Below are 25,315 nucleotides of genomic sequence, written 5' to 3' on the forward strand. Positions count from 1 at the left end.
TGTCAGTAGCGAAGCCATCCACAAATCGTTCCATATTTCAATCCACGCTCCCAATGTAGGGAGCGACCAGAGCTACCAATATTAAAGACCGAGGGAGGACTAATTTCAATCCACGCTCCCAATGTAGGGAGCGACTGCAAAATATAGTGTTTAAAAAAACCACACCACTACATCTTGTACTCTAAATAATTTATTTGACGAATACTCTAGACAAATTTCATTTTCAGCGGGTAGCATTATCATTTTTTTGCGCGAACCCCCCTGGGTTTTCATGTTCACTTGAGGTTCGCGTATTAGAAGATGAGAGTGTCTTCTACTTTAAGTGACGGCTTTGCTCCCACGTGTCTAACTTTTGTATCATAATTTTTTCCTAGTCGATAATATCTCAAACTATCCACTTCAGGGTCAATAATTTTTTCCAACGCAATTTCCAGCTGACGTAATTGGGTAGTGTTCACTACACATTCAAAAACAGAATTTTGCACACGCACACCATATTCTTCACACTTTTTTGCAATTCTTCTTAAACGTTTTTTACCGCCATCCGTGAGAGTCTGTACATCATATGTCACAAGAACCAACATGAATTACACCTACCTTATTAAAATTGGAGGATACGCTTCGAGATCCCCTCGAAGGTGCCGCGCCAACAATAGGGATTGAGCATGCGGTGCCAGACCCCACTGTATCTTTTCCTTTAAAAAAGGATGCGTAAAAGTTTCTTGTTTCTCCTTTTGCCATAACTGCAAAAAGCTGCGACGTGTATCATCTTTTAACACTACCGCTTTGTTTTCTTTCACAACAAAATCGTCAGGATTTATTTGCTGTCGATTTATCAATTTCAATACAAATCGATCTGCAATAATTGGTCGCAACTCTTCCATTAAATCGAGTGCAAGGGACGTGCGGCCAGGCCGATCACGGTGCAAAAATCCAACGTATGAATCCAATCCAACACCTTCCAATGCTGCGGCACATTCTGCTGCTAACAGCGAGTATGCAAATGAGAGCAATGCATTGACGGGATCAAGAGGTGGTCTTCGATTGCGTGAGCGAAATGAAAATACTTCTTTTTGTTGTAGAATACATTCGTCGAAGACATTAAAATACGCACTTGCTGCTTGCCCTTCGATTCCTCGGAGCGTTTCAAGTTCGCAACAATCGCCCAACATTTTTCTAGATTCCTTGAGTCTTTTAACCGTATCCCCGACTCGCTCAGTATTCACACGTAATGCGTGATCCCTCATTGTCCTTTTTAAAAGCTGTTCACTGTTGAAAATTTTCCCCATAATCATATGTCTTGAAATTCGAGCGCACTCGACTTCGTCGTCCGATATGCGATATTGCTGCTTTCTCAACGTAACATTACCATTAGACTCTCCCGTTACACGGCCACGAAAACGACCACTTCCAGAGAAAAACGTCAGACTTATATTTTGCCTCATGCATTCACTCATTAACGCAGGACTGGCTCCTTGATGTCCGAACGTGCAAATGGACTCAATGTTATGCAGCGGAACTCTAGCGACCGTTTCATTCGACTTTACTAAATTTAAATTTTGACCTTTTAACGCTAAATAGATCTCAGAATCAGAAACATACACAGTATTTAGTAATTGTTTCAATCTGCCAACATCCTATCTATATAAGCTGATACTTTCTCACGCTCAAGTAATTCAGGCAAACATCGGTGTCGAAGTGAGCAATTTAAACAATGCTTACCAGTTTTCACACGGGGAGTATGACGTGCTGTGTAATAGTGATGCATCTCTTTCGCCGCATTCGCTACATGGTGTCTTAGTTCCTCTGTGATTTGAACTGCTTCTCTACGTTTTACTTCATTATAGTAAAAGGCTGCTTCCTCAATAACTGTTCCAAGCATTTCTTCAAGACAAATGACTTGGGCAGTAAGTTGAATTAAATCAGCATCATGTTTTTTAGGCTTACCACGTTTGTACTCTATCGGTTTTGGAAGAAAATAACCTTTTTCCCCCTTAAGAGGTACGCCCTTAGCATCTTGTTTAAACTCCACCATATCGCAAATACCGCTTATCCCTAGCATTCTAGAGTGGACAGGCAATGCTCTTACATAAAGCAGGTCTCCACGCTTTTCCCGAGTAAATGGATTATCCACATTTTCATGCAAATGGTTTCCTTCAATCGTCAACACATTTTCTTCCCATTCTTGCTCTATATGAATAAGCGCCCATTGTCGTCTGCAGAACATAAAATGCTGCAGACCTGAAAGCATTAGAAATTCTTCCTCATCATAGACCGTCATACTCTTCTACAGAAAGCCTTTCAAGTGGTTTAACAGTAATTTTGTAATTTTCGATAGTCTCTGGTAAACGGTCTTCGACTTTTTCAATCTTCACAGAACGATGTACCGCAGCTGAAGAATATTGCCCCAGCTTCGAGTTATGCTCCCACCAGAAAACTTTGTTTACTTCCATACTTCCATCTGGCCTTGCGGAAGAAGAATCGTTGGCAAACATTGTCTTCAATGCTTCTTTCAATTTTTCTGCATCTTCATAGGTAAATCCAGTCCTTTCTGCAAGCTGTGGGTTTATACTGCCATAAAAGACATAGACACCAAAATCGACTCTATGTTTCATGCCCATTGTATCGGATGTTTTTTGACTTGGATCTTTTTCATTCGTTGTCGAGTTGACGCTTTTCGTAATTTGCATACTTGTCACATCTACCGGCTCTATACTTGTAGCCGTATGGATAGAAACAGGTCCACGTACCCCAATGGACATTTTAATACCTTTAAAAGCAAATACTTGACCAAATGCTCGTACATCGTACCAAGTATTGCACGCAATCGCTTCAGCTGATTGTTCATCTGTTCCAGTCGCTTTTGCTTTCGTTAATAACTTCTTCAACTCTTCTACAGATTCGACACGGTCCTTAATACTACGAAATGAGTCGGATCTTCTCTCATCCGATTGAACAAGAATTGACACTCCTTCATCTTGCAATCGGTTCCTAATTTTCCGTTTGATTGCTACATCCGAAACCTCTCCATGCCCATAAAAGTCCTGGCGTGGTCTGTTACCATTCAATGGATCTCCATTCGGGTTTGCCTTATCTACTGAAAATATAACTGCAAAGTCTATTTTATGATTCAATGTTGACATGGTCTTTCTCCCCCTTTTTTGTATACATCATTTGAATTTGACTACTGTATCCCAATAAAAAGACTGGCCCTAGTGGATCATTTGTCATCTGCTCGATAGTTAGCCGATCTTCAAGTTGTTGTATGAGCATTGCGTAGTATCCCGAGTTCGAAGCACTGCGCTCAAAATATGGTGTCAACTGTTTCCGGATTACTTGCCAAGTACGAGCAGGATGCTGCGAAAAAGCATTAAAATAGCGGGTAGCGTTTGTAGCACGCTTCTCATCGCGATCTTTTAATATTCCTCTCTCCATGACTTCAGAAATACCAAGCAATCGGCCAAATAAGTAATCCCTCGAATTATTTTCTTCTTGAATAGCCACCCCATATCCCTCACTTTCATATTGTTTACTAATTAATGCACAAGCAATATTTAATGTGGCACTCCACGACTCCGTAGAATTTGTGAAGCTAAATGGACTTTTAACTCGATTAAAAATAATAGATACTAAATCTTTTGGAAGAGGTTTTTGTTCCACTATGCAGGGGAGCAATCGAGTATACAACTCTTTTTTTATCCGGCTATCTGCCTTGCTCCCATAAACAGCCTCTGCAATTCTGTAGGTAGAAGGAGTTCCGATGTATGTGTGAATTTGGTTGGAATTAGTATTTTTATAGCTCTGCAACCATCTGCAAGTCGTATGCCAGTATTTAATTGACTCAAAAAAGCGGGCAGCATCAATCTGTTGGTAATAGACAATAGCCAGTCTTCCTGTAGTTGCTGCGTCAAGTGCCATCACAATAATATTCTCTAGCTTTTCACCCTCCAAGAAATGTCTCATTCCATGAAGTGCATTGTTGAGTTCTTTTGCAATCAGTTCTTCAGTATGGGCACTTTGACTCTGCAGCTCTTCAGAAGCCGATGAGAAAAGATTGTCCCATTCACTGCCGATCAAGTCTGCGGTACTCTCAAACGGAAGCGGAACTTCAGCGTGCTCTAAGCCAAAAGCAACAAAATACCGGGAATCGACATACGTACCTTGCCTCTGAATCAACCATCGTAAAGCGTGATGAGCTTTTTGCGATACTTCGTAACCAATCTGGACAGCTTCCGTCTGCTTTGCAAAACGACCCCGGTATGTAAAACCATCCTTATCGTTACCGGAGATTAACTTAGCCATATCCCCCGCATTTCTAACACGTGATCCGTGCTGAGTCGTAAGATTTGATAATTTTCCAGTTACATAACAGGAACCTACTTCCATTTGATTAGATTTTTCAAAAAAACTGATGAATGAATTAAACAGGTTTTTGTCTTCCCAAATAACCTGATCATTACCCAACTCATGAATCACGTCAAAACGAACAAAAGCAGTGGATGCTTCACCCGTCACGACTTTATAGATTTCAGGCTTTTCCTGATCTGAGTTTGCTGGCCATTTCTCCAGTATCATTTCCTTTTCATCTAGAGGAAGAATTTTGTGATTAGCTAAATCTTGAATAAGGGTGCCTTTGGAAAGATACTGATAAATTGCTTTCACTTTCTGGCTTGACTCATCCGATTCAATCCATTCCTTCATCTGTGTCATATAATGCCGATGGTGGCCTTCGTATTTTGGATTTCCGCCAAATTTCACAAAATCACCAGCGACATAGGCAAGCTTGTCATGAATGTAATGTGGAGCGCTTGTATTCGCCCGATTGGCTGACCCAGGCGTTGCTGGTACGATAGTTCGTGCATTCTCCTTATTGATCACTCTTGCATCTTTAAAATTCCCATCCTTCGCAACCAAAACTTCAATCTGTGCACTTTGCATGACGTGAGAAACCGGGAGTAGTGTAATGCGCTGATTGCGTCGTGCTTCAAATTCCCCGACTTGTAAACGATTTTGAGCATATACATCCGCCAACTGCTTCATCCAACTCATTAGTCCACCTCCTTAAACAAGGAGTCATATTCTTCATCCGCAGATGTGAAGTTGACACCTTGTTCAAATTTTTTCATCGAGTCTTTGTGAATTGTTCGGACAACCTCACAGTTCTCAGGGCGAGAGAATCGGATGATGCCGTTTTTCATCATAGGACTCCACAGTCTCGACTGGAATGATTGTCCATCTCCCTCATCTGGATATGTGAATCCGTGAAACATCTTTCCAAAATGAAGCTCTCCATAGCCATCGTAAAATCCGTCACCATCACCAAAAGTGCACGCCTCAACGTAACCTTGACAGTCCCGGGTTCCAAGGTAGATATCACGGCGTCCGCCGCGCTCAACTGATCGTTTAGAGATATTATGGTGCTTATTTTCGTTACGGTCATAGGCAAGATCCGGTCGATTTTCATTAAACTCAAAATGCGCACGGACTTGATAGGCAGGTTCACGTAGATATGTATAGTACATTAGATCGTTGCCATCACTTTGATACTTAATTGGACGGATTGCTTTTACTTCTGTCTGGATTGCATTCATAATGCGCACCTCATCGATGTACCAAACAATTGTAGGCTTCCAGTAAATAGACTCAACAATTCCTTTTAGAGCTTGATAGGTAGGGACTTGGTAAGTAAACTTTTCTCCGCCAATTCGGCTAACAGGATCAGTAAACATTGCATACTTTCCATGTACGATAAACTCGATTTGATTTCTCAATAGTTTCACCTCCTCAAAATGAATATGGTTCAAATGTTGCCTCGCCGTCTAGTGTCACGCCATATGACAGATCATATGCTTTAAGTTTTAAACAGTAGATAGATCCGTCAAAAAGAGGTTGAATCAACCCTTCTTTACTTAACGCTTGCAATTCATGCCTATAAAGATTAACGCTGAATTGCTGTGCTTTTTTTATAGCTTCATTGAACTGTTTAATATCATAGGAATTCTCATTTAAGTCGGCAATCACATCTTCTCCTCCTTCATAAGGAACGATTACAGCTGTAGTCGGAGAGTGAATTGCTTCGAAATTTTGTTCAATAGTTTTAAACATACTTAAAGACTTTGTGCTTGGTTGTTGCTTTAGCGCCACAGTTCCCTTTAGCAATTCATATAAGGGATAATCCAATCCTACTGGTGCTATCTGAACTTCACGTTCTGCTTGAGCAAAAAAATGTGAAAAATATACTTGGATTGCCTTAGGACTTAAAAGTTCCCCCTCAAAATCCGGGTCATCCAGGATATAATTTGCTGTCACTTCCGCACCGATCCGAATTTCTGGCAGCATCGACAACTTTTCATCTTTTGCCCGAATGATATAAACACTTCCTGTTTCCTTTTCTGCGTTCCGATTACATCTTCCAGCTGCTTGAGCAATGGAATCCAGACCAGCGAGTGAACGAATAACCGCTTCGAAACTAATATCAACCCCAGCTTCAATCAATTGGGTACTAATGCAAACCACTTTTTCTTGACCAAGTCTCTCTTTAATTTGCGCTAGTTTTTCCTTACGGTGCGCAGGGCACATAGAAGTGCTTAAATGCACAACAAAAGTATCTTCTAGATCTTTCAGTAGCTGATAGAGCTTCCGGACAACCGTTTTCGTGTTCAAAATGAGAAGTACCGAGTCATTGGCTTCTAGCTGTTCTTGTGTGAAATCAGCAATTCTTTCAATTTCCCAACCTTCATGTTCCACTTTTGACGTGATAGATACTCGCTCGAAAGCCTTCACGACATCATCAAGATCAGGCACCATTTCAGCATTCTCCGAAAGCAAAAGTTTAGGGTCGATTTCGTGGAGTGCCGGTTGAGTGGCTGTGCAAAGTAGAATGCTACTATTACCAACAGCATGAAGAAAATTGACGGCTGCGCTAAACAGCGATTGATGCTGATAAGGCACAGACTGCACTTCATCAAAAATTAGGACTGCATTTGTTAAACTGTGCAGTCTCCTGCTTTTCCTCGTGCCCTTTTGATAAAAAGCATCTAGAAACTGAACCATAGTTGTAAAAATAATAGGGTGATCCCAATTATCACGGCTTAGTTGCAGCTTTTTATGATTTTCATCATCGTAATAATCGGTAGAATTGTCCAAAGAGGTGTCATCGATAACGTTTGCATGATGCTCGAGCACAGTTTCTTTCTGTCGTAGAATCTTTCGAACTTCTTGCGCATTTTGCTCAAGGATGGTTGTGTAAGGAACGATGTAAATGATCCTAGACTTTTTGTGCGTGACGGCATGTTTCAAAGCATACCTAAGACTGGCATACGTTTTCCCTCCTCCGGTGGGAATGGAAAGGGTTCTTATGGATGAAGGATCACCCGCCAAAACATCGCAATTATCAGACATTTTATTTCGTAATTGATTGATAGGATGATTGCTAGTTCTCCAACTTTTAACTGTTTCCATCAAACTAGCATATCCTTGTTCAAATATTTCCTGGTGATTCCAGGGTAAAAAGGATTCATCCTCTTCGAAATTCCTAGTATTTGTCCGGTCTGCATCAATAAGGCAACTGAAAACCAACTTTTGCATTAGAGCCAAGTAAGTATGTAAACTACCAAGAGGTTTGACACGTCGAAGAAAGCATTCCATTTCAACCTTTGCTTCGTTTACTAAAACGGTTACTTTCTCTTTGTTGCCCGCGATATTTTCGAAATTATGTACGACCTCTTCGTAAAATGGCAGTGTTTTGTTTGTGATGCGTCTTATGTAATCCGATGGTTTCAAATCAGGTTGTACGAAATTTTGCATGCCAGAATGATGAGATAGAATTGCCATACCAGCAGTCTCCACTACAAGTTTTTGCAACAAGTCACCATTATAAAAACGTTCATATAAATACTTAGCTCCAGCTGTAGAATGGTCAATTTTTTCTTTAGCAATTTTTTTATCAATCACTGCATCTTTCAAATAATCAGTGAAATGAATAGTGAACTTTCCCATATCATGTAGAAAACCAGAGATTTCAGCGAGAGCTCCAAATCTTGCTTCCTGACCATATCCACGTGCCAAACTAGCTACATCTTCCAAATGTTCCTGAACACTTTGTTCGACAAAATCACTTTGCCGTATGTGTGCGATTAGCAACTTCCACATTCCTTTCGACAATATTATTATTCATCTAACCTAGTTACTCCAAATATAACACACTATTCAGATGAACAGGAATATATTTGAATTTTTTAGGTTCAATATCTCCATAAAAGAGTAATAGTTATTTATTCATAGAAATTTTCTTGCTAGTCACTTGGGGTTATTTCGTCTATGACTGGATACAACTGTTCCGTCTTTTCTACGATACTTACTCACCTTTACTGTCATAGGACCAGTGCATGCCGACTTCTCAGAGCATTTTTGTTTCCCTTCCAATTTTTCACATTCTAAAATACAAGTTCTATATATAGCTATAAAAGTATGTTACTAAAAATTCATGGTTCTTATTTTCATTTCATCTTAGAAGAATAGATTTGCAAGCTTAAACAATTAAATAATTGATATTCCCACTTTTTCATCTGAAATATATTTTTATTATTTTTCTTTTAGAAAAACCGACCCCAAAAGTCCAGTTCCATAGACTTTTGGGGTCGGCTTATTTAACTTACTTGCAAAGCGTATAAATTTATTTTCAATCCACGTCATTTAAAAGCGAACGACAAAACTACATACAAAAGTATATTATACACTTTTCACATTCCACTTAATAATCGATCATTCTTAGTACACAAGTTTATAAATACAACTTGGTAAATATCGAAGGCGTAATAGAGATGTACATTAAATGCAAAAAACGTTTATAGCCCCAAAAAATCACCACAGGTGAAAGAAGACACGTTCTCATTGAAAAAACTGTGTTCTTAAGAAAAGGTTCAATCCCTACAGTCCCTCATGCCAGATAGCGTTTGCTATATTAATTTTCAGTCAAGATCCAATATCAAAAGTATATAATTGGTTAGAGATTTCATTCCACACTTCCTTTACAGGGAGTGACGTTTATAAAAGCTACATTGCTGATACTATGATTATTTCAATCCACACTCCCTATACAGGGAGTGACGGATTTCGTACTAAGTCATCAAAGCTATATAGGAATTTCAATCCACACTCCCTATACAGGGAGTGACGCGCTATCGTGTTTCAAAGCGATGTCCATAATTTTATTTCAATCCACACTCCCTATACAGGGAGTGACTCGTTATACTTAATCAGAAAGGCGTGGCGCTTGATATTTCAATCCACACTCCCTATACAGGGAGTGACGCTCTCTTTAAACTGCACGGTAGACGATTTATTCATTTCAATCCACACTCCCTATACAGGGAGTGACAGCTAGGTGTAGTGTTTCCTTTTTTGTAAACACTACATTTTGTATTACTAAACCAATTTTCCAACATTAGTCGTGTAATTCCTCCTAACTTAGTTGCTTTTTTAACCTACTTTTGCGCGAACCTCCCAAGGAATTCATGTGCACTTAGAGTTCGCATGTTTTCAATGCAATGCAAGTGTATCATATTAAGAATTTTTTAAAAGCATCTAATATTTCTTTTGACAACTATGTGAATTAACAATTATCAATACCAGGATATTATAAAATAATTCATTTTTAATAATGCATATCACGTATGAAAAGATTCTTCTGCAACCACCAGTTCAGTTGCGAAGTACTCAGAAAACAATTTCAAATCATGAAATTAATTCAAATAAATAATAAGAATTTTAGCTACATTCTACAGTAAAAGTGAATAAAAACCACTGTTAATAATACAAAGAAAAAGGCACAAGTGATTTGGGTTTTCCCCATCACTTGTGCCTTACTTCCAATTAGCTTATTTATTCCAAAGTCCAGCTTGCTCTAATTTCTTTTTCCCTTTAAACGCAACGATTACGGCAATAATATTAATGATCAGCATGATAATGATGGAAATTAATACTACATTGTAACTTCCAGTAAAATCGAATACATATCCATACGCTGGTAATGCTACGATGGATGAGATTGCCAACCCCAAGGAAGCATTTGAATAGATTTGGCTATATTCTTTGTTTCCGAATAAACTCGATGCAAGAGCTGGCCCCAATGTTCCGATTGAGGATGAGATCGTTCCAAACATCCCCACAGCAATTGTTATAGCAATTGTACTTGAGACTGAAACCAAGAGTAGAATAATCCCTATCAATCCCACAACCATAGACAAGATGGCTGTATTTTTAGTTCCAATCTTATCACTTAAGAAACCAATAATTAGCGATCCAACAAGTACCCCTATCATATAGGTCGCCATTACATTACCTGCAAAAGCGACATCGAATCCTTTGTTCATGAGAAACGTAGGAATATGCATGGAAAAGCTCGCTATAGAGGTTACTAGGAAGAAAAAGATTACTAAAGCATAAAAAGCAGAGGATTTCTTCGCTACAGCCATAGTTACACCTTGGACACTCATTTCAGCGGCATTTGGATTTCCAACACCTTTACTTTCCTCAGCCCCATAAGGAAGTAAACCTTTTTCTTTCGGTGTTTTTTTGATAAGAAGCAAGATAACAGGTACAACAATGACAATGACAGCAATACCCACCAACATATAAGATGCTCTCCAACCTTGATTGGCGATCAAATAGCCTACAATCGGCTGTGCAATTGCTCCAAGTGCCCCACCTGCCGCACTCAAGATACCGAGTGCTAGACCATTGTTCTTTTTAAACCACTGACTGATCAAAACTGGACCAGCAATAACGGTAATGAATACACCACCAACTGCCAATGGGATTGCAAATAAATACCATCCCCATACTGAACTCATTAATCCAAACATAGCAAATGCCCCAGCCTGTAAAATAATTGCTACGGTTAAAAGCAGACGTGGATCATATTTGGCCATTAACTTTCCGCCTATCGGCAAAAAGATAAGAGTAACAATAGCTGACACACTAAAGTACAACGATAAGTTACCCGTACCAATACCCAAGTCTTTCGTTACGGGCGGTAAAAAAAGTCCCGCAGAATTATTCAAAGCGCCTTTTCCTAATCCGACAATAATACTTAAGCCCAGTAAAATCCACCAAGCATAGTGGATGTTCTTTTTACGATTCATAATACTTCCTCCCACTAAAATTTAATAATGTATCTCTTTATGATTTTCATCGAATTCATAATTCGTTTTCACACTTTTATGCTATAAGCGATAGTTTTCACTTTCACACAATATACAGTTCAATTTCTTTCTTCCATAAAAAATTTGTTCGCTAAAAAACCAAATAGATTGCACCGCATTGAAAGGTGTAATAGCATCTCATCTGATTTCATTACAATAGAATTTCCCCGTGAAATCAGTAATGTCACCACTGACTTTTGAGATTAGTTGTCCTTACATAATCCATGTCTAGAAATTATATTAATTACTTTGAAAATGATTCACTCCAATGTTGGTTCTACAAGCACAACATCTTGTGATTTTTTTTCATTATAAAAATCTCGTATTTATTCTTTTTACAATCCAGTCCTTAGGATCTACACTTAAAACACTCCCTCTCATTTGTATTGGAGCCTCAATAGAATATAGTTTAAAACCGGCCGTATAATCCTTTAACCAAAAATTACATAACCAGAAATTTAAACATAACCATATAACTTACACAACACATGTTGTATAATCACATTATACGAGGCAGGGTATTTCAGAACCATACGCAGTATTCCATATTTGTTGCTTAAGCAACACTTACTACAAATTGTTTTTTAAGGAGACAAAAATACAATGAATACAGCAAAAATTGACCCCCGCGCCATACGAACACGGCGACTCATTACCGACTCTTTCGATCAGCTGATGTCATATAAAGATTTTGACCACATCTCTGTGAAGGATATAACTTCTTTAGCAACCATCAATCGGGCTACATTTTATAGTCATTTTGTTGATAAATATGAATTAGCCGATGTGATGCTTACAGAAAAAATCCAAGAAATAATGAACGAACATTTTAACTGTTTCGAAGAGCTCGATGAGAAAATGATTATAAAAATGTTTCAATCCATCAGTCAAATACACAAAAATTTGTTTACGAATTGTAGACGGGGCTATGATACATTTGGTCAAATGATAGAAGAAAAAGTAAAAGAGGCCATTACCTTGATTGTTAGCCATCTGTTAAAAACTGATAACCGTTTAGAGGCATCCATGTTCAGTTGGGCGTTATACGGAGCCTTCGTTGAGTGGGAACTAACAAGTAAGGAGACTCTAGAAGATTTTGCTAAAACAGCCGCATCAGCACTACTGCAAATAATTGACACTTCATTAAATGAAAAAATTAAAGTAGTGTAACGTTTTGCCAACACAAAAACCACTTCCTATATCTCATAGAAAGTGGTTTTTGTGTTGTATTTATTATTTACATAACTAATTCTTAAGTGTATTACATCATGCCGCCTGTGAGTTGAAAGTGTGTAACATTGTTAACGCGAGATGCAAAAGGGACGGTAAATCAACGTTTTTGAAATTGCTTACTGTAACATCTTTAACGGGGATTTACCGCTTTTTATGAGATTACTTTAGCAAAATGTCAGTATTTCAGTTGATAAGCTGTTATTTTCAGGTACCTTTCATTATCACAACGTACTAAGCCGTAGTTCATAAAAGTACTGAACGATCGGATGCTTTAACTTCATCTTCTCAGTCATGTTTAAAATTCGTTTTTTCCCCACCCTCCGGTCCACCAAAGCTAGAATATTTAATAGGATATCATGGCTCTCTATGCTCTCTTCTATAGGAGTGGATAAAAACTTATTCGCTACAACAATAAAATTGGATTTACTTAATGAGGACTGCGCTGACAAAAGCTCCTTTGCATGTTCTGATAATCTTCTACTTCTTGCAATTACTTGTAGACGATCCTCTGGAACTTTTCCCTTGGATTCGTTTCTTACCGCTTCAATTTCCTCATTGTTGATAGGAATTTGGATATCTGAATCATTCTTAATTTCCAGCTCAGTTTGATACCATCTGATTGAGGTATTTATATCACTCATATTGAGTACATTCTTTTTATCTACCGTAATATAACAAGTTCCTGCTTTATCAGGTAAATAACGATAGCTGCTTGCGCGGTATTCAACCCTTCCTTTTAATGCAGGACAGAGAAAACTCTCCAAGTTTTTCTTCAATTTGCTCCAGGACATGTAATTCTCCTTAAATTTTATATTTTAAATAGTTATTGAATCCGTGGTTCTATTATCCATAATACAATAACCGTTACATCGGTCATACTAAATACAAGGTTTATGTGTAACTTGAATTTCTGATGTATCGATAATAGTCAGCGAATAAAACATCCAGACTGATGAAACAATAACTTGTCTATCTTCATGTTAAAAAAGAAGCTTCTCAAAAGTTTGTACAACTAATGAGAGGCTACGATTATAATCCTTTATGTTAGAATCGCCGCCTGTGCACCGTACAATTCGAACACTATTTAGAATTGCTTTGGAATTGTGTCTTACACAGGCAATCATTTTTATTCTCCTACCATTCCGTCATTATCACGATCCTGCATATATTGGTACAACCAGTGGTCCCTAGTTATTGGCATACTGAAACCAGCTGCTTTCGCTTCTGCTATGGTCACGATACCATTTCCATTTGTATCAATACTAGAGAGTTCGCCTTCGTTTGTTGAAGAACTTTCTGATTTGGACTCGGACTCATTATTTTCGGTTAGTCCAAGAGATTCGTTTACTTCATCTGGATTCACATTTTTAAATGAATCCGTAATGACATTTCCCTTTATTGTATAGGTATATTGATAACTTGAAGGAATTTGCGTTTCCGTATTCGGATAGGTGATAATCGCTTCGAAATTAGTAGCTCCTCCTGCTCTTCGGATCTCGTTTTCCATATACGCTTGATCACCATGTCGGTTGAGCGTACTATTCTGTGGGGTAATATTATAAGCATTCGATACCCCTCCGAGAGAGTCAGCAATTACATGGCCTTCATCTAAATCATCACTTTCAACACCAGGAACCTTTGCCTCATCAGAATAGTATCTGCCAGACGATAACACAGGTTCATTACTTTCATCTTGTAGAATGATCTCGTCAGCTATGACACGTACTAGTTGCCCGTATTCATTAGTAAATCCCCAATATTCACGGTCCCCGTAACCAATATCAACAACGACGCTAGGTTCATGATATCCAGATAAATCACCACCATCAACTTCAATTAGTTTGTATCCGGAGAACCGTTCTTTCTTTGGTTGAGTTGATTTTTCCTCTGCTACGGGCTCCTCGACTTCCTGTTCTTCAACAATCGTAGTGACAGTTTCTTCTTTTTCACTGTTTGTATTTGGTTCAACAGTCGTGACTTTTTGCGAACCTGTTTCTACATCTGCAATGGATGCATCTTCGGAGTTGGTACAACCAACCACAAAGACGATTGTTAAAAGTAATATTAAATAATTCATTTTCTTTTTCATTCTTCAAACCATACCTTTCATCTGTGTCAAAGCTTCACGAAAAAAATTATAGCATAAGTAAACGCTCGCCCTAACATTTTCCATGAAATTAAAGTGAAATGCAGGAGAAATATTAGCGTTTGTAATCGTTCACTTTTACGAACAGCTAATAACTATCACTGATTGTTAAGATTATAAGTAAACAAATTCCATAAAAACATTTCCAAACCTGCAGTGCAGATCAACAACCGTCTACTACACCTTTTTTTACCCACGCAAAAAAAAACGCCAACTCCATCTTCTGGAGTTGACGTTTTTCTATTTATGGGGATGACTTACATCATGCCGCCCATGCCACCCATTCCACCCATATCAGGCATACCGCCACCTGCTGGCTCTGGGATGTTAGCAACTACTGCTTCAGTCGATAGGAACATCGCTGCTACAGATGCTGCGTTTTGTAGTGCGGAACGCGTTACTTTTGTTGGATCCACGATACCAGCTTGGACCATGTTGACCCACTCACCGTTTGCAGCGTTGAAGCCGATGCCGACTTCTTCGCGCTTGAGGCGATCTACGACGATCGAACCTTCAAGACCTGCGTTTGTTGCGATTTGACGAACTGGCTCTTCGAGTGCACGAAGAACGATTTTCACGCCAGTTGCGACGTCGCCTTCTACGCCTTCAAGCAATGATTCTACTTTTTTATAAACGTTTACGAGCGCTGTACCACCACCGGAAACGATTCCTTCTTCGACTGCTGCGCGTGTCGAGTTCAGAGCGTCTTCGATGCGTAGTTTGCGTTCTTTCAATTCTGTTTCAGTAGCTGCACCGACTTTGATAACTGCAACGCCGCCAGCAAGTTTCGCTAGACGCTCTTGGAGTTTCTCTTTATCGAACTCAGAAGTTGTTTCTTCCAATTGTGCACGGATTTGACCGACGCGTGCTGAAATTGTATCTGCATCGCCAGTTCCTTCTACAATTGTTGTGTTGTCTTTCGTTACAACAACTTTAGAAGCGCGTCCGAGTTGTGAAATGTCTGTAGATTTCAGGTCAAGACCGATATCTTCAGTAATCACTTCTCCGCCAGTTAGGATCGCGATGTCTTCAAGCATAGCTTTACGACGATCTCCGAATCCAGGAGCCTTAACTGCAACTGCGTTGAACGTACCACGTAGCTTGTTCACAACGAGTGTTGCAAGTGCTTCGCCTTCTACGTCTTCAGCGATCATCAACAACGGCTTGCCTTGTTGAACGACTTGCTCAAGTACCGGAAGAATTTCTTGGATGTTATTAATCTTCTTATCTGTGATCAAGATATATGGATTGTCGAGAACCGCTTCCATCTTATCTGTATCTGTTGCCATATAAGCAGATGCATAGCCACGGTCGAATTGCATACCTTCAACAACGTCTAGTTCAGTTGTGAAGCCTTTAGATTCTTCAAGTGTAATAACGCCGTCGTTTCCAACGCGTTCCATTGCTTCAGCGATCAGGTTACCGACCTCGTCATCGCCTGAAGAGATTGCAGCAACTTGTGCAATTTCTTGCTTGCTTGAGATTTCATCGGAAATGCTCTTCAGCTCTGTAACTGCTGTTGCAACTGCTGATTCGATTCCCTTACGGATGCCGACAGGGTTTGCGCCAGCTGTTACGTTCTTCAAGCCTTCACGGATCATTGCTTGAGCAAGAACTGTTGCAGTGGTTGTCCCGTCACCAGCAATTTCGTTTGTTTTTGAAGCAACTTCAGCAACAAGTTTCGCACCCATGTTTTCGAATGCGTCTTCGAGTTCGATTTCTTTAGCAATCGTTACTCCGTCATTCGTAATTAGTGGTGAACCGAAGCTTTTCTCAAGAACAACGTTACGTCCTTTTGGTCCAAGTGTTACTTTTACAGCGTCTGCTAATGTATCGACACCACGCAACATTGCGCTACGTGCATCTTCGTTGAATTTAATTTCTTTCGCCATAATGAATGAGTCCCTCCTGTTTTTGGTTTAATAGTCAAAGTGATGCGGTTCCTTAGATAGTTGCTAGAATATCGCTCTCACGTAAAATTAAGTAATCATTACCTTCATATTTAACTTCAGTACCTGCATATTTTGAGAAGATGATGCGGTCGCCTTCTTTTACCTCAAGCTCGACGCGCTGGCCGTTTTCGAGAACGCGGCCTGTACCGACTGCAATGACTTTACCCTCTTGCGGCTTTTCTTTTGCGGAATCTGGTAATACGATGCCGCTTGACGTTTTCTCTTCCACTTCGATTAGTTCAATTACAATACGATCACCTAATGGTTTCAACAAATGAAACACCCTCCTCTAACGGTTCTTCTTATAATTTAGCACTCGCTAAACAGGAGTGCTAATACACTACTTATCATAATAAAACGAAGATTGAATTGCAAGTAAAACAAATCGGTCGCCCGTACTCTTTGCGCTTCTTTTCTAAAACCGATACACTTATCAATACTTAGATGGAAAGGATCGATTCTTTTGAAGCAAAAAACGATGAAACCATGGATGCTCTACTTAACCATTCTTCTTTTATACATTGCCATGCAGTTTGCAAGTGTTCCGATTTCGAAAGGGATGATCGCGCTCTTCACTTCGAATGGCTATGGCGTTAAGGAAGCTGCATATAACGGCTTTGCATGGGGCTTATTCAGTGTAAACATTCTTGCGATTATTGCGATCTTCCTCGTCATTCGATCTGATAAGAAGTTTTGGACCGTCTTTAAAGGAAAGAAAGAATCAATTTGGAAGTCTATTTTTTGGGGTATTCTTGGATTCTTCTTGGCACTCGGTGGCCAAATGATTGCAGGTCTCATTGAAAAAGCTATAGGCATTACTGAAGGTTCGGCAAGCACCGCACAGCTAACAGAAATCGCTGCCGTAGCACCAATTCTTATTATCTGTATAGTCTTGTTTGCCCCGATTTTAGAAGAGACGGTCTTCCGCCGTGTCCTATTCGGTGGAATCTATACGAAAACGAACTTCTGGATTGCAACTATCGTAAGTGCTGTTATCTTTGCCGCCGTTCACAACGAACTTGAGCACATCCTTACGTACCTGATGCCAGGACTTGTATTCTCTTACGTCTACTACCGATCCAAGCGCATCTGGACACCGATGATCTCCCATATGCTCATGAACGGATTCGTCATGGTCATCATGCTCAACCAAGACAAAATTCTAGAGCTTCAAAAGCTCCAACAGTCCGTCATCACCTTCTTCCATTACTTTTGGTAGGAGGGTAGACTAATTTCTATAGTTCCGTTGATTGGAGCAGAAGGCGCCCGCCTGACGCGCAAATCAACACCGTTTACAAACAAAAAAGACTTGCTCAACCGTTTCCGGTCAGCAAGTCTTTTTCAATTTTTTCAATCTTGATTGTTCATCCGTGCATTCACTTCATCAATCTGCCGCTGTTGCTCAGCCTTTGCCTCCGCAAACAACCGCACCCGTTCCGCCTCTTCTTCTTCCACCAGGCGCTTCTCTTCCGCCTTCAAGAACTTGCGGTACCCAATGCGAGCGATCACAATACTGATTTCATACAGCAAGAACAACGGAACCGTCACAAACAAGTGTGACACCAAATCCGGTGGTGTAATGAACGCCGCGATGACGAACAATACGAAGTAAGCAATTTTCCGGAACTTCGTCAACACATTTGGATTCAAGAAACCGAGCCTAGATAAGAACAATAAGACCACGGGTAACTGAAACACAAATCCAAATGGCAATAAAATTTGGAATAAGAACGAAAAGTACTGATTAATGCCGATGGTCTGCGTGATTCCTAAATCCGCTGACAGCGACTCCATGAATTTGATGACATACGGCAACAATACATAGTAGGAAAACGCAATCCCCGATAGGAAAAGTATGAAAGCAAAAGGAATATAACTGAGCGTCACCCTTCGTTCCGTTTCCAATAACCCCGGAGAAACGAACGCCCAAAATTGGTACATGATAATCGGTAAAATAATGATAATTCCTATAAACACCACTACTTTTAAGTAGATGGCTATCGGATCGATTACATTAAACGCATTTAACGGCAAATCCGCAGCTGGACCGTTCGATTGTAAAAACTTAATGAGCGGTTTCGCCAGCAGAAAGCCGCCAATGACTGAAACTGCAAAGAAAACGACGATCGTAATCAGCCGTTTTCGAATTTCTTCTATATGCTCAATAATGGTTAGCGTACGTTCTTCCATTACACAGACATCCTAACTTATTGCACTTCTTTTTTATCTTCAACTTTTTTAACGTCTGTTTTAGCTTCATCGTCTTCTACAAGACCCTTTGTCGCATTTTTGAACTCGCGTAGTGATGAACCGAATGCTTTGCCGATTTCAGGCAACTTTTTCGGTCCGAAAATGAGAAGGGCAATGACAGCAATAATAAGTAGACTTCCAATACCTGGTGACATTTCGGACACCTCCCTTTGAATATGTCTATTCTACACCATATCGCATGAAATGACTATTCTTGCAACCCTATAAATGTGAATCTTTTACGTCATTTTTTATGAAGTAAATAAGAGATTGCAGTTCTACAGACAAGTCAATTGTATGGACCCGAATCGATGGCGGAACCGTAAGCCTGACCGTTGTGAAATTGAGAATTCCTTTAACTCCCACTGCTGCAAGACGATCGGTCAATTGCTGAGCAGCACGCGAAGGTACAGTTAGAATTACAAGATCTATTCCGAGCTCTGTCAGTTTCTCTTCAATCATGTCTGGATGATAAACAGGGATATCCGAAATGATTTTTCCGTCACGCGGCGCTTTTGGGTCAAACGCAATGACGATGCGTGTATTATGATTCTTATGGAAATTGTATTTCATGAACGCATGTCCAAGACTACCCACACCGATGAGAGCAACATCCGTAGCTTCGTCTTGGTCGAGTGTTTTTCTAAAAAAGCTGACGAGATAATCCACGTCATAGCCATAACCTTTACGGCCGAGCGCACCAAAGTGCGAAAAATCACGACGAATCGTCGCTGCATCGATCTTCATAGCCTCGCTCAGTTCGCTTGAAGAAACACGTTTCTTCCCGCTGTTTGCGAAATTTTGTAAAAATCGATAGTACAACGGCAAGCGTTTGGACGTTGCCTGGGGAATTTTAACCGTTTCTTCAGCCATCGTAAACCTCCTGCTGCTGTATCGAATCGCTTCTATCCTACAGGAGATGCGTTCTGTTGTAAAGCCGGTGATTGCACCTATCCTCCCATTCCAGTAAACTGAAGGAGAATGAAAATAGAGGTGAAACGATGATAATCTTGCAAGTGAACGGTGTAACGAAGTCGTTTTCGGGCACTGATATATTGGAAAATGTAAAATTGGAAGTGCAACATCGTGATCGCGTAGCGCTCGTTGGTCGAAACGGCGCTGGGAAATCTACATTACTTAAAATAATCGCTGGCGAATCATCAGCGGATGCCGGGGATATCATTGTCCCAAAAGGCATACGTATCGGGTATCTCGAGCAACATAGCGGACTCGAAACAGAACTATCCGTATGGGATGAAATGATGACCGTCTTTGAACCACTTCAAGCGATGGAACGTCGCCTGCGAGGGTTAGAGGCCAAAATGGCAGATCCTGAAGTCTATGGAGATCCTTTAACTTCAGAACGCATTATGGGCGAATACGATTCTCTTCAAGTCGAATTCAAAGATCTCGGAGGCTATCAATACGAATCGGATACACGCTCAATTTTGCACGGAATGCGGTTTTATCCCGATGACTATGATAAACCCGTCGATTTACTCTCAGGTGGACAGAAAACACGACTTGCCTTAGCAAAAATGCTGTTGAGCAAACCTGATCTGCTTATTTTGGACGAGCCTACAAACCATCTGGACATTGAAACACTAGGATGGTTAGAGAGTTACTTAAAATCATATGAAGGTGCGCTGCTTATCGTATCGCACGATAGATACTTCCTAGACCAAGTTGTGACATTAGTATATGAGGTCTCTAGACGCAAAGTCTCTCGTTTTACAGGCAATTACAGTGCGTACTTGGATGAGAAAGCGAAGAACTATGAGAAAGATCGCAAGTTGTTCGAAAAAGAATCGAGTGAAAAAGCAAAGCTCGAAGACTTCATTCAGAAAAATATCGCTCGTGCTTCCACGAGTAAAATGGCGAAAAGTCGTCGTAAACAATTGGAACGCACAGACTGGATGGACGCCCCAGACGGAGACGAAAAATCCGCCAATTTCTCATTCACAATTGACCGTCCGAGTGGGAACGACGTACTGGCAGTCGAAAAGGCTGCTGTTGGCTACAATGGAAATCCCGTTTCTACAAATATCGACATGCGAGTCTACAAACAGGATCGAATTGCAATCCTTGGTCCAAACGGCGTCGGCAAATCGACCCTATTAAAAACAATCGTTCGTCGGCAAGATCTGCTGGCTGGAGAAATTCGGTACGGGACCAACGTTCAGTTCGGCTATTACGACCAAAACCAAGCAACGCTTGTCGGTTCAGGCACCGTGTTGCAAGAAATTTGGGATGACTGGCCGCTCATGAACGAAAAAGATATACGCAGCTTACTTGGTCGCTTCCTTTTTACAGGTGACGATGTCGGGAAGCCTGTACAATCTCTTTCTGGTGGAGAAAAAGCCCGTCTTTCTCTAGCGAAACTGATGCTTGAGAAATCTAATACACTTGTGCTGGATGAACCGACGAACCATTTGGATCTGGATAGCAAAGAAGTGCTTGAGAATGCACTGGACGACTTCCCTGGAACAATCTTATTTGTGTCGCACGATCGTTATTTCATTAATCGAATTGCAACCAAAGTTTTCGATTTAAGCGATAACGGGGCTGTGGAATACTTAGGAGACTATGATTATTTTGTTGAAAAGAAGGCAGAACAAGCTGAGCTCCTTGCTGAATCCCTTGCTGCAAAGCAGTCACCTACAGTTACAAAAAGCCGTTCACAAGAGGTGGATAAAGAACGTCAAAAAGTAGAACGACGCTTGAAACGTGCAATTGAACAAGCTGAGTTGAAAATGGCTGAGCTGGATGAACAAATTGCATCCCTCCAAAACGAACTGATCAAGCCCGAGTATGCGGATGATCATGTAAAACTGATGGAATTGCAAGCGGACATCGATTCTCTTCAAGAGACTCACGATGCACAAGCTGAAGAATGGCTGATGATGCAAGAAGAACTCGAAACCGTTTAATCACCCAAGAAGCAGCGGACTACTCCGCTGTTTTTTGTTGTCTTATGGTTATCTACTATCTTTAAAGCAGTTTTTTCGCAGTGGACTCTAAATTCCGCCACCAGTCAACAGATGTCCACCTCAATTCGACACTCCTTCAGTCTCATTTTCCACAATCTTACCCACAACTGAAATACCGATTTCATTGATATTAACAAAGTTATCCACGTTATACACACAAACAATCTTTTTAATCCACATAGTTATCCAACCAGTCAACCTAACTTATCAACTAAACACTACTTTATGCACAACTTATCCACAAAGTGTGCATAAGTACGAATGTTCCCTATTGACAAACCTTGTTTTCTGTTTATCAAAAAAACATGGAATTCGTCTGAATTTGACGAATTCCATGTGAATGTTGATAACTCTATTTTAGTGATTCCACGATTCCAGTTGCATGCCAGGTCTCCCATTCATAGATAACTCTCCTCGCACATCACTTAAAAACATTTGCGTGCCTGCAGCTGCAATCATCGCTGCATTATCTGTGCATAACGCAATTGGTGGAACACTGAACGGAATGTTCTCTTTTGCAAATGTCGCCTCTAATGAGTTTCTTAGTCCTTTATTTGCAGAAACCCCACCTGCCGCAATTACTTGTTTCACTCGATATTCTTGAGCAGCTCTTAATGCTTTCACTGTCAGGACTTCTACTACACTCTGTTGGAAACCAGCAGCAACAGCTTCTTCATCCAGCGTACCACCTCGTTGTTCCAGGTTATGCTTGTAGTTAATGACAGCTGATTTCAATCCACTGAAACTGAAGTCGTAGGAATCTGGCTCTAGCCAAGCTCTCGGAAACTCTACAGCATTTTCGCTTGCTAATGCCAGCTTATCTACGTGTGGACCGCCGGGATAAGGGAGTCCTAAAACACGTGCCACTTTGTCATACGCTTCGCCCGCAGCATCATCTCTCGTCTCACCTATGAGCTCAAATGATCCATGCTCGCGCATAATTATCATTTCCGTATGTCCACCAGAAACAATAAGTGCTAGTAATGGGAACTCCATAGGTTGAACGAGCTGGTTGGCATAGATATGCCCTGCAATATGATGTACTCCTATAATCGGTAACGAGTTCGCAAACGCAAATGCTTTTGCTGCATTAATGCCAATCAGTAATGCCCCTACAAGTCCAGGGCCCTCTGTAACGGCTACAGCATCTAGCTCATCTGGATCTAATCCTGCGTCCTCAAGTGCCTTCTCAATGACTAGTGTAATTTCCTCCACGTGATGGCGCGAAGCAATTTCCGGTACAACCCCACCAAAACGCTTCTGACTTTCGATTTGGGAAGCAACTACGTTGGAAACAATCTCACTCCCATTTTTCACGACAGACGCTGCAGTCTCATCGCAACTCGTTTCAATCCCTAATATATAGACGTCTTTTTTCATCATAACTCCACCCACATGACGAGCGCATCTTCATGGTCGTCAGAATAATAGTTTTTCCGAATTCCACCTTCTTGAAATCCAAGCTTACGATACAAGCTCTTAGCTGCTTCATTACTTACTCGAACTTCAAGAGACATGGCTACCACACCGTTATTGCGGCACAGCTCTATTGCTTGACGCATCAGCGCTTCTCCAATTCCTAATCCTTGCCGATGTTTCCGTACAGCCACATTTGTAATATGACATTCATCAAGTACGACCCACATCCCTACGTGTCCAACCACTTCATTCTCACACTCAGCTACAATATACGTTGCATAATCATTACCCGTAAGCTCATGGGCAAACACCTCTGCCGACCATGGAGTTGTAAAAACTTCCGTTTCTGTTGCCACAACCTCTTCAATATCCTTTGCCACCATTTGACGATAAACAACCGAGTCAATCATGGGATTTCACCTGCTTTTGCTCTTTTATCCAATTCGCTTCCGCTTCAGGAATACGACGATAATTCGGAACAAACTGATGAATATCGGATGCAGGGACTCGTTGCTCAGCTAAACTGATTAACTGCGAAGCTCGTGGCAGTTGCTGAGGAAAAGGCGCAAATACAGCCTGGTCTCCAAGCATTGCACTAATTTTCGTTTTATGGATATCGACATCTACCCCTACAAATAAAACAGGTTGGTTGATACATGCAACATCCTCTAATAACTGTTCAAGAGTCCCATGACGGTCTTCCCAAATACGATGTAATCGCTCACCTTTTGACTTGTAAAGACCACAATAAACATTTTCTCGTCGTGCATCAAACAACGGGACAATAACTCCTTCAAATGGTACCGCATTTGCTGCGATAACTTCCAAACTGGAAACACCGACTAATGGAATTTTCAACGTCCAGGCAAGTGTTTTCGCAAGCGTCACACCAATTCGGACACCTGTATAAGATCCTGGCCCTTCAGATACCGCAATTGCTTCCAAATCAGAAGGACGTAAACTCGCTTCATTTAATAAGCGTTCAATTGCAGGCATCGCCTGAATAGAATGGGTTCGTGCAAATGTTGATGTTTGCTCACACAATATCCGACCATCTTCTACCAGTGCAACAGATAAAGGTGAATTTGCTGTATCTATTCCTAACCATATCATTGAGTGATCACCTCACAAATCTTTATAAAATGACTTCCTGTAGGTTCCAATTCAATCGTTCTTGCGGTATCGCCTGTCCGTGTAATACGGATCGCTAGGCGGTTCTCCGGTAAATCCTCTTCAATATACTGTGCCCACTCTACAATAGAAATCGCATCACCATAAAACAATTCATCCCAACCTAAATCTTCTTCGCTATCTGCTAAGCGATAGACATCCAAATGGTTAAGAGGATAGGTACCTTCATATTGCTTAATAATTGTAAAGGTGGGGCTACTGACGGTGCGCTCCACCCCAAGCCCTTTAGCGAGTGCTTGAGTGAATGTAGTCTTCCCTGCGCCCAAATCACCTTCAAGCGTGACTACGTCTGGCGGCAAAAGAAGTTTGGCCAGTTTTTCAGCAAGTTGCACGGTTTGCGCAACTGATGTGACATGTAGTTGTTTCTTCATAAGTTAATCCGATCCTTTTCAAGTGATGTACTTAGTGTAACGGAAAATGTGCAGAACCGCACACGGTACGCATAGAGAACATAAAAAAACCGACCCAGGGAATATCCCTGAATCGGTTTGTAAGTTTAAATTAAATGGCGGTCCCGACCGGGGTCGAACCGGCGATCTCCTGCGTGACAGGCAGGCATGTTAACCACTACACCACGGGACCAATTAATAAAAGTAAAACTGCCTGGCAACGTCCTACTCTCACAGGGGGAAGCCCCCTACTACCATCGGCGCTGAAGAACTTAACTTCCGTGTTCGGTATGGGAACGGGTGTGACCTCTTCGCCATCATTACCAGACAAATTGAGCTTGTTCGCTCAAAACTGGATAAAACCAACATTGAAAACTCAAGACAGCCTTACGGCTCTTTAACTATAATTTGGGAAAGTCCTCGATCGATTAGTATCTGTCAGCTCCACATGTCACCATGCTTCCACACCAGACCTATCCACCTCATCATCTTTGAGGGATCTTACTTACTTGCGTAATGGGAAATCTCATCTTGAGGGGGG

General features: G+C 40.8%; 22 protein-coding genes, 1 tRNA gene, 2 rRNA genes and 2 CRISPR repeat arrays (1 of these 27 running past the window's edge). Of the genes, 3 read left to right on the forward strand and 22 right to left on the reverse strand.

Annotation, left to right across the window (positions count from 1 at the left end; all coding sequences use genetic code 11):
• A CRISPR array of direct repeats spans nt 1-135; the repeat unit is 33 nt; unit sequence ATTTCAATCCACGCTCCCAATGTAGGGAGCGAC; it begins 978 nt to the left of the window's first position.
• Nucleotides 136-293: 158 nt separating this feature from the next.
• From cas2 to M3197_RS13320, 8 genes are all read right to left on the reverse strand, one after another.
• Complete coding sequence (gene cas2 / locus M3197_RS13285; protein WP_251662063.1) at nt 294-584, reverse strand: CRISPR-associated endonuclease Cas2; 291 nt, start codon at nt 582-584, stop codon at nt 294-296.
• 9 nt (nt 585-593) lie between these two features.
• Nucleotides 594-1,625: a type I-C CRISPR-associated endonuclease Cas1c gene (cas1c, locus tag M3197_RS13290; protein ID WP_251662064.1), complete on the reverse strand. Its 1,032-nt coding sequence runs from the start codon at nt 1,623-1,625 to the stop codon at nt 594-596.
• A complete protein-coding gene (cas4, locus tag M3197_RS13295) occupies nt 1,622-2,281 on the reverse strand; it encodes a CRISPR-associated protein Cas4 (protein WP_251662065.1) in 660 nt (219 codons plus the stop codon). Before cas4 ends, cas1c begins: the two co-directional genes overlap by 4 nt.
• Nucleotides 2,268-3,143, reverse strand: coding sequence for a type I-C CRISPR-associated protein Cas7/Csd2 (gene cas7c / locus M3197_RS13300; RefSeq protein ID WP_251662066.1), 876 nt, complete (start codon nt 3,141-3,143; stop codon nt 2,268-2,270). The genes cas4 and cas7c overlap by 14 nt, the downstream gene beginning before the upstream one ends.
• On the reverse strand, nt 3,124-5,049 hold the full coding sequence (gene cas8c, locus M3197_RS13305; RefSeq protein WP_251662067.1) for a type I-C CRISPR-associated protein Cas8c/Csd1: 1,926 nt from the start codon (nt 5,047-5,049) through the stop codon (nt 3,124-3,126). Before cas8c ends, cas7c begins: the two co-directional genes overlap by 20 nt.
• Nucleotides 5,049-5,771: a type I-C CRISPR-associated protein Cas5c gene (gene cas5c / locus M3197_RS13310; RefSeq protein ID WP_251662068.1), complete on the reverse strand. Its 723-nt coding sequence runs from the start codon at nt 5,769-5,771 to the stop codon at nt 5,049-5,051. Before cas5c ends, cas8c begins: the two co-directional genes overlap by 1 nt.
• A gap of 13 nt (nt 5,772-5,784) precedes the next feature.
• The gene (gene cas3 / locus M3197_RS13315; RefSeq protein ID WP_251662069.1) at nt 5,785-8,163 is read right to left on the reverse strand and encodes a CRISPR-associated helicase Cas3'; all 2,379 of its coding nucleotides are present in this window, start codon (nt 8,161-8,163) and stop codon (nt 5,785-5,787) included.
• 847 nt (nt 8,164-9,010) lie between these two features.
• Nucleotides 9,011-9,379: a CRISPR direct-repeat array (repeat unit 33 nt; unit sequence ATTTCAATCCACACTCCCTATACAGGGAGTGAC).
• A 499-nt stretch (nt 9,380-9,878) separates the two neighbouring features.
• Complete coding sequence (locus tag M3197_RS13320; RefSeq protein WP_251662070.1) at nt 9,879-11,144, reverse strand: MFS transporter; 1,266 nt, start codon at nt 11,142-11,144, stop codon at nt 9,879-9,881.
• A 663-nt stretch (nt 11,145-11,807) separates the two neighbouring features.
• Between M3197_RS13320 and M3197_RS13325 the strand changes: the two genes are divergently transcribed.
• Complete coding sequence (locus tag M3197_RS13325) at nt 11,808-12,374, forward strand: TetR family transcriptional regulator (RefSeq protein WP_251662071.1); 567 nt, start codon at nt 11,808-11,810, stop codon at nt 12,372-12,374.
• Nucleotides 12,375-12,658: 284 nt separating this feature from the next.
• On the opposite strand, the gene M3197_RS13330 is transcribed toward M3197_RS13325, so the two are convergent.
• The 4 genes from M3197_RS13330 to groES form a co-directional block, all read right to left on the reverse strand.
• Nucleotides 12,659-13,228, reverse strand: coding sequence for an SF0329 family protein (locus M3197_RS13330; RefSeq protein WP_251662072.1), 570 nt, complete (start codon nt 13,226-13,228; stop codon nt 12,659-12,661).
• Between the two features lie 335 nt (nt 13,229-13,563).
• Nucleotides 13,564-14,526 (reverse strand): DNA/RNA non-specific endonuclease, encoded by a 963-nt coding sequence (locus tag M3197_RS13335; RefSeq protein ID WP_251662073.1) that lies wholly within the window; start codon nt 14,524-14,526, stop codon nt 13,564-13,566.
• A 314-nt stretch (nt 14,527-14,840) separates the two neighbouring features.
• Nucleotides 14,841-16,475, reverse strand: a complete 1,635-nt coding sequence (groL, locus tag M3197_RS13340) for a chaperonin GroEL (protein ID WP_025782800.1) — start codon at nt 16,473-16,475, stop codon at nt 14,841-14,843.
• Between the two features lie 52 nt (nt 16,476-16,527).
• Nucleotides 16,528-16,809 carry a co-chaperone GroES gene (gene groES, locus M3197_RS13345; protein WP_025782799.1) on the reverse strand — a complete coding sequence of 94 codons (282 nt, stop codon included), beginning with the start codon at nt 16,807-16,809 and terminating at the stop codon, nt 16,528-16,530.
• A 204-nt stretch (nt 16,810-17,013) separates the two neighbouring features.
• Here groES and M3197_RS13350 point away from each other — a divergent pair, with 204 nt between their 5' ends.
• A complete protein-coding gene (locus M3197_RS13350) occupies nt 17,014-17,754 on the forward strand; it encodes a CPBP family intramembrane glutamic endopeptidase (protein WP_251662074.1) in 741 nt (246 codons plus the stop codon).
• A 131-nt stretch (nt 17,755-17,885) separates the two neighbouring features.
• Here the strand turns inward: M3197_RS13350 and tatC are convergent, their stop codons facing one another.
• The 3 genes from tatC to M3197_RS13365 all read right to left on the reverse strand — a co-directional run bounded on the left by tatC (nt 17,886) and on the right by M3197_RS13365 (nt 19,658).
• A complete protein-coding gene (tatC, locus tag M3197_RS13355; protein WP_251662075.1) occupies nt 17,886-18,725 on the reverse strand; it encodes a twin-arginine translocase subunit TatC in 840 nt (279 codons plus the stop codon).
• A gap of 17 nt (nt 18,726-18,742) precedes the next feature.
• Nucleotides 18,743-18,940: a twin-arginine translocase TatA/TatE family subunit gene (locus M3197_RS13360; protein ID WP_251662076.1), complete on the reverse strand. Its 198-nt coding sequence runs from the start codon at nt 18,938-18,940 to the stop codon at nt 18,743-18,745.
• A gap of 67 nt (nt 18,941-19,007) precedes the next feature.
• The gene (locus M3197_RS13365) at nt 19,008-19,658 is read right to left on the reverse strand and encodes a redox-sensing transcriptional repressor Rex (RefSeq protein ID WP_251662077.1); all 651 of its coding nucleotides are present in this window, start codon (nt 19,656-19,658) and stop codon (nt 19,008-19,010) included.
• A gap of 128 nt (nt 19,659-19,786) precedes the next feature.
• On the opposite strand from M3197_RS13365, the gene M3197_RS13370 reads away from it, so the two are divergent.
• Complete coding sequence (locus M3197_RS13370) at nt 19,787-21,715, forward strand: ABC-F family ATP-binding cassette domain-containing protein (RefSeq protein WP_251662078.1); 1,929 nt, start codon at nt 19,787-19,789, stop codon at nt 21,713-21,715.
• A 417-nt stretch (nt 21,716-22,132) separates the two neighbouring features.
• On the opposite strand, the gene tsaD is transcribed toward M3197_RS13370, so the two are convergent.
• The 7 genes from tsaD to M3197_RS13405 form a co-directional block, all read right to left on the reverse strand.
• Nucleotides 22,133-23,155, reverse strand: coding sequence for a tRNA (adenosine(37)-N6)-threonylcarbamoyltransferase complex transferase subunit TsaD (gene tsaD, locus M3197_RS13375; RefSeq protein WP_251662079.1), 1,023 nt, complete (start codon nt 23,153-23,155; stop codon nt 22,133-22,135).
• Nucleotides 23,155-23,604 carry a ribosomal protein S18-alanine N-acetyltransferase gene (gene rimI, locus M3197_RS13380; RefSeq protein ID WP_251662080.1) on the reverse strand — a complete coding sequence of 150 codons (450 nt, stop codon included), beginning with the start codon at nt 23,602-23,604 and terminating at the stop codon, nt 23,155-23,157. Before rimI ends, tsaD begins: the two co-directional genes overlap by 1 nt.
• A complete protein-coding gene (gene tsaB / locus M3197_RS13385) occupies nt 23,597-24,307 on the reverse strand; it encodes a tRNA (adenosine(37)-N6)-threonylcarbamoyltransferase complex dimerization subunit type 1 TsaB (protein ID WP_251662081.1) in 711 nt (236 codons plus the stop codon). The genes rimI and tsaB overlap by 8 nt, the downstream gene beginning before the upstream one ends.
• A complete protein-coding gene (gene tsaE, locus M3197_RS13390) occupies nt 24,304-24,756 on the reverse strand; it encodes a tRNA (adenosine(37)-N6)-threonylcarbamoyltransferase complex ATPase subunit type 1 TsaE (protein WP_251662082.1) in 453 nt (150 codons plus the stop codon). The genes tsaB and tsaE overlap by 4 nt, the downstream gene beginning before the upstream one ends.
• A 135-nt stretch (nt 24,757-24,891) precedes the next feature.
• Nucleotides 24,892-24,967: transfer RNA gene (locus M3197_RS13395), tRNA-Asp, on the reverse strand.
• A 19-nt stretch (nt 24,968-24,986) separates the two neighbouring features.
• A 5S ribosomal RNA gene (gene rrf / locus M3197_RS13400) occupies nt 24,987-25,102 on the reverse strand.
• 80 nt (nt 25,103-25,182) lie between these two features.
• Nucleotides 25,183-25,315, reverse strand: a 23S ribosomal RNA gene (locus M3197_RS13405); the annotation flags it as partial.

Origin of the sequence: Sporosarcina aquimarina (assembly GCF_023715615.1) — a bacterium.
Taxonomy (GTDB): domain Bacteria; phylum Bacillota; class Bacilli; order Bacillales_A; family Planococcaceae; genus Sporosarcina; species Sporosarcina aquimarina_A.

Bases quoted from the DNA above. Each gene is read 5' to 3' on its own strand.
- cas2 (WP_251662063.1), bottom strand. From the start codon at position 584: ATGTTGGTTCTTGTGACATATGATGTACAGACTCTCACGGATGGCGGT.
- cas4 (WP_251662065.1), bottom strand. From the start codon at position 2,281: ATGACGGTCTATGATGAGGAAGAATTTCTAATGCTTTCAGGTCTGCAG.
- cas7c (WP_251662066.1), bottom strand. From the start codon at position 3,143: ATGTCAACATTGAATCATAAAATAGACTTTGCAGTTATATTTTCAGTA.
- cas8c (WP_251662067.1), bottom strand. From the start codon at position 5,049: ATGAGTTGGATGAAGCAGTTGGCGGATGTATATGCTCAAAATCGTTTA.
- M3197_RS13320 (WP_251662070.1), bottom strand. From the start codon at position 11,144: ATGAATCGTAAAAAGAACATCCACTATGCTTGGTGGATTTTACTGGGC.
- M3197_RS13325 (WP_251662071.1), top strand. From the start codon at position 11,808: ATGAATACAGCAAAAATTGACCCCCGCGCCATACGAACACGGCGACTC.
- M3197_RS13330 (WP_251662072.1), bottom strand. From the start codon at position 13,228: ATGTCCTGGAGCAAATTGAAGAAAAACTTGGAGAGTTTTCTCTGTCCT.
- M3197_RS13335 (WP_251662073.1), bottom strand. From the start codon at position 14,526: ATGAAAAAGAAAATGAATTATTTAATATTACTTTTAACAATCGTCTTT.
- groL (WP_025782800.1), bottom strand. From the start codon at position 16,475: ATGGCGAAAGAAATTAAATTCAACGAAGATGCACGTAGCGCAATGTTG.
- M3197_RS13350 (WP_251662074.1), top strand. From the start codon at position 17,014: ATGAAACCATGGATGCTCTACTTAACCATTCTTCTTTTATACATTGCC.
- tatC (WP_251662075.1), bottom strand. From the start codon at position 18,725: ATGGAAGAACGTACGCTAACCATTATTGAGCATATAGAAGAAATTCGA.
- M3197_RS13360 (WP_251662076.1), bottom strand. From the start codon at position 18,940: ATGTCACCAGGTATTGGAAGTCTACTTATTATTGCTGTCATTGCCCTT.
- M3197_RS13365 (WP_251662077.1), bottom strand. From the start codon at position 19,658: ATGGCTGAAGAAACGGTTAAAATTCCCCAGGCAACGTCCAAACGCTTG.
- M3197_RS13370 (WP_251662078.1), top strand. From the start codon at position 19,787: ATGATAATCTTGCAAGTGAACGGTGTAACGAAGTCGTTTTCGGGCACT.
- tsaD (WP_251662079.1), bottom strand. From the start codon at position 23,155: ATGAAAAAAGACGTCTATATATTAGGGATTGAAACGAGTTGCGATGAG.
- rimI (WP_251662080.1), bottom strand. From the start codon at position 23,604: ATGATTGACTCGGTTGTTTATCGTCAAATGGTGGCAAAGGATATTGAA.
- tsaB (WP_251662081.1), bottom strand. From the start codon at position 24,307: ATGATATGGTTAGGAATAGATACAGCAAATTCACCTTTATCTGTTGCA.
- tsaE (WP_251662082.1), bottom strand. From the start codon at position 24,756: ATGAAGAAACAACTACATGTCACATCAGTTGCGCAAACCGTGCAACTT.